This window comes from Heliobacterium chlorum, assembly GCF_014502795.1.
Classification (GTDB): Bacteria; Bacillota; Desulfitobacteriia; order Heliobacteriales; family Heliobacteriaceae; genus Heliobacterium; species Heliobacterium chlorum.
The window spans coordinates 1-3,947 of sequence record NZ_JACVHF010000064.1 but is presented as its reverse complement, the minus strand read 5'-3'; the positions used below and the strand labels follow the sequence as shown (position 1 = coordinate 3,947).

6 protein-coding genes are annotated in these 3,947 nt (G+C 46.4%); 2 read left to right on the top strand and 4 right to left on the bottom strand.

What is annotated here, in order from left to right:
• Positions 1-209 precede the first annotated feature (209 nt).
• Together dmpI and H1S01_RS19690 are read right to left on the bottom strand one after the other, a co-directional pair.
• Positions 210-401 carry a 4-oxalocrotonate tautomerase DmpI gene (gene dmpI / locus H1S01_RS19695; RefSeq protein ID WP_188042089.1) on the bottom strand — a complete coding sequence of 64 codons (192 nt, stop codon included), beginning with the start codon at positions 399-401 and terminating at the stop codon, positions 210-212.
• A gap of 13 nt (positions 402-414) precedes the next feature.
• Positions 415-567, bottom strand: coding sequence for a hypothetical protein (locus H1S01_RS19690; protein ID WP_188042088.1), 153 nt, complete (start codon positions 565-567; stop codon positions 415-417).
• A 224-nt stretch (positions 568-791) separates the two neighbouring features.
• Here H1S01_RS19690 and H1S01_RS19685 point away from each other — a divergent pair, with 224 nt between their 5' ends.
• Together H1S01_RS19685 and H1S01_RS19680 are read left to right on the top strand one after the other, a co-directional pair.
• Positions 792-1,016 carry a hypothetical protein gene (locus H1S01_RS19685; RefSeq protein ID WP_188042087.1) on the top strand — a complete coding sequence of 75 codons (225 nt, stop codon included), beginning with the start codon at positions 792-794 and terminating at the stop codon, positions 1,014-1,016.
• Between the two features lie 316 nt (positions 1,017-1,332).
• A complete protein-coding gene (locus H1S01_RS19680; RefSeq protein ID WP_188042086.1) occupies positions 1,333-2,166 on the top strand; it encodes an MBL fold metallo-hydrolase in 834 nt (277 codons plus the stop codon).
• 166 nt (positions 2,167-2,332) lie between these two features.
• Here the strand turns inward: H1S01_RS19680 and rarD are convergent, their stop codons facing one another.
• Together rarD and sugE are read right to left on the bottom strand one after the other, a co-directional pair.
• Positions 2,333-3,256 (bottom strand): EamA family transporter RarD, encoded by a 924-nt coding sequence (rarD, locus tag H1S01_RS19675; protein ID WP_188042085.1) that lies wholly within the window; start codon positions 3,254-3,256, stop codon positions 2,333-2,335.
• Positions 3,257-3,524: 268 nt separating this feature from the next.
• Positions 3,525-3,848, bottom strand: coding sequence for a quaternary ammonium compound efflux SMR transporter SugE (gene sugE, locus H1S01_RS19670; protein ID WP_188042084.1), 324 nt, complete (start codon positions 3,846-3,848; stop codon positions 3,525-3,527).
• Positions 3,849-3,947: the final 99 nt, after the last annotated feature.

Sequence of the window (3,947 nt, the reverse complement as noted above, 5' to 3'; positions counted from 1 at the left end):
TAAAATAATCTTGCCTATTTGCCACTTTTCTTTAGTTTAATTTGTTAGAGGCGCATAGTAGGGGTGTCGAATGTGCGTTTAAACGAAATATCCTGCCCGGCAAAGAAAGTATACAATTTTGCCGTCGATAAGCGACGCTGGGACCCTATTTCTTAGCTGAAAAAGAGGAAAACAGCCCGGCTGTATAGCCTATGGGCTGTTTTGTTTCATTACCTTCCTAATACTTTACTCAGCATTTTCCCGCCGGTACCCCAGTTATCAAGTTCATTCTCTTTAAGCAGAACAATGAACTTGTCCTCGGCAATACCTAACGTCTCGCTAGCCACTTTGGTTAAGCCAACGATGAGTTTTTCTTTCTGTTCAGTGCTTATCTTGCCTGCCTCGAGTTGAATGAACGGCATGATGACTCCTCCACTATTTCAAAACTCTGCTCTGTCCCTCACTCGATTCCAACCCCGGGAATTTCATAGCGACTTCGTTGTTCTGTTCCCGGTTCTGTTTATTCAGATTGTTTTCTGTTTCAACAGGCCCACCCGGTACAGAAGTCAAATCGTAATTGTTGGGCACTACTATCACCTCCTGGCGTTAGGGTGCCCAGGAAGCATCTCTTGTTCCCTCTCACTTTATCAGGGCTGGGAACCTTTCTGCTAAAAATAACTAGGTATTTATGAGCAAAGATGACGTGTCCAATGAAAAGATTGGACAAATAGGCCGCTCTGTAGGCTTTTGTACCACAAGTTATATTTTTCGCATAACATAGCAGTAAATCATATCAACGGTGGTGTTGCCCTATGAAAAACGCCACTAAAGCAATCCTGTTGTTCATCACTCTTACTATTTCGTTGCCACTAGTAGGTTGTCACGACAAAAAACTGACACCCCCACCCCCATATGCACAAAAGCCGCAGTTCTTTCCTTTAATCGGTTATTCCCCAATACTGATAGAATACGACCCGCAATTAACCCTTGGCTATCCGCCGCAGCCGATTCCGCCGGAAGTATTCAAAGAACTATAGTTTACCATGAAGCCAGGATTGAGCATCCTGGACTTTTTTATGCCTTACAGGGCGATAATCTGTGACGTACATCAAACGTTCACATAAGGATCACAAAATAAACATATTCGTCGGCTATACTAAGGTCATCCGATTGAATCACGTCCAAAGTGCCCATCCGATCGCTTTTTGAACGAAGAACTCATTGGTTTCTATAGCTCATGAATCGCCTTTTCATCGACGATATGATACGTAAAGGGCTCTTCTCTTAGGATGACTTCTGTGGTCCACTGAAATCCTTAATAATTTTTCGATATGCGAGGTAAAAGAATCAATTATGCATTTACACCCCGATCCAAAAAGCTGGTCGAAGGAAAATCTCACCCTTTCTTGGCTCGGCCACGCAACCTTTCTTATGAACTTTTTTGGTACTCGAATTCTGATTGATCCGGCCTTGGAAAATCGAATCGGCATCACGCCCTTAGGAAATTCGACGTTCGGACCTAGACGGTTCAATCCACCTGCCTTGACGGCAGCAGAACTCGGTCCTGTCGATCTCCTTCTCGTTTCTCATGCTCACACGGACCATTTTGACTATCCTACTTTGAGAAAAGTGCAATCTCCACACACGATTGCCGTTACGGCCAGAGGCACTCTTCGTCTGTGGCGACGGCTTAGGTTTAAGTCCGTCATTGAAATGCACTGGTGCGAAGAACGGGAACTTTCCGGAGTCCTGGTTCGTGCGATCGAAGGCAAACACTGGGGCGCACGATTGCCTTGGTACAAAGAGATGGAAGCCAATAGCTTTTTACTGTCGAAAAACGGGGTAAATATCTTCTACGGTGCCGATAGCGCCTATACACAACAATTTAAAGCGCAGCTAGCAGGCATTCCGATCGATCTTGCCATCGTTGGTATCGGTGCCTATTCCCCAAAACCGTTTGAAGCCAGACATGCGACACCGGAGCAAGCCTGGCAGATGGTCGAGGAAATCGGCGCCAAGTATGTGATCCCCATGCATTTCAGCACCTTTAAGTTGTCCCAAGAGCCCATGGAAGAGCCCCTTCATCGCTTTTTAAATGCAGCATCAGGACAACTAGACCACGTCGTTATGCAAGAAGTCGGAGCCACATGGGTGATGCCATCTGGAAACATTTATGAAAGAAAATAAAATACCCGTGACCGGAGGTCACGGGCTATGATGAAGCTTGTAATTTCATCGAAGGAGAGCCCTTGCTTAAAGTTGGCAAGGGTTTTGACTTTCAATTATTGAGAGCCCTATTTTACTGTGAAACCTTTCGAAGGGCCTGAGTTATCGCGGATAGTCCCCAGAGAGGTTATCTGACGTTCTCTCTTTTTGAGTCTCTCATCTGTTTCAAATGAGACAGTGAGTAGACTACCAATCCCGACCAGATGAAAGCGAAACTGATGAGATGAACAGAGGTAAATTTCTCATGAAAGAGAAAAACTCCTAAGAGGAGGCTTATCGTCGGTGACAGGTACTGGATAAACCCCATCGTAGACAGGGGAATACGTTGGGCTCCCTGGGCAAACCAGACAAGGGGCATGGCCGTAGCCACCCCGGCACCGAGTAAAAGGATCACGGTCAACAAAGAACCATTCGTTAAGGAGGCTGCCCCGGTCCCTTGAAGGAAGAGTAAATACATAAGCGCCAATGGTGTGACAACGGCCGTCTCTATGGCCAAGCCCACCATCGGCTCTAAATGGACCTTTTTTTTAACCATACCGTACAAGGTGAAACTGATCGCTAGGGTCATGGCGATCCACGGAACTTGTCCAAAGTTTACTGTCAGAAAGAGTACACCCATGGCTGCTAGAACGATGGCGGCGACTTGGGCCCGGCTCAGTCGCTCTCGCAGAAAAGCCACCCCAACGGCCACGTTGAACAACGGATTTATATAGTAGCCGAGGCTAGCTTCAACCATGTGACCGTTGTTGACGGCCCATATGTAAACAAACCAGTTCACACTGATGAGCAGCGATCCCGCGATGAGCCGCATCCGGTTGTTTTTCTCACGAAGAGCCTCCTTCATTTTCCCCCACCGTCCCGTAACAAACAAGACGGCCATGACAAAGACGAAAGACCAGGCTATCCGGTGAGCCAAAATCTCCGTCCCCGGTACCCCCTCGAGGGACTTCCAGTAAAGCGGCAGCAGGCCCCATAATAAATAGGCAGCCAAGGCGTAGTAGATACCGGTTATTGTGTTTTCATGTGCTTTTTTATCATCTGATTGTGTCATCTTTGGTTCCTCACTTTTTGCGGCATTTAGTGCAATATCTTCCGGTAATTGTTCCTTACGTCTTTTTCTATTTTTTCTTGAGAGTAAAAATAACGACCCGGAAAGATATGCATGGCAATACCTTTCCGGGATCGTTTTCTATGGCCCACGTTCTGTAAGTCATATTTCATTGTATTTTTTAAGTTTAGCATTAAATCTATCTCAAAGTAAGTGAACCCTATAAAATTCGCAATTGTTTCTACAAGGCTCCTTCATCGATAAAGGGTACTTAGGAACTCGCACTGGTAAATTTCAGTCCAATAATCCCTATAAGAATCATCGCAAGAAAGACCATTCGAGGGAAGTCTCGAGGTTCTTGAAAAAGGACGATTCCCAGGATGACAGCGCCGACTGCCCCGATGCCTGTCCATACGGCATAAGCGGTCCCGATCGGCAGGGTCTTCGACGCCAGGGCTAGAAAATAAAAACTAACAGCCATCCCTGCCGCCGTGATCAAAGACGGATATAGCCGGGTAAACCCTTGGGAATATTTGAGCCCGATGGCCCACACCACCTCGAAGATCCCCGCGATAACTAGATAGGTCCATGCCATATACGGGCCACCTCGCTTCTAACGCACATTCGACACCCCTACTATGCGCCTCTAACAAATTAAACTAAAGAAAAGTGGCAAATAGGCAAGATTATTTTA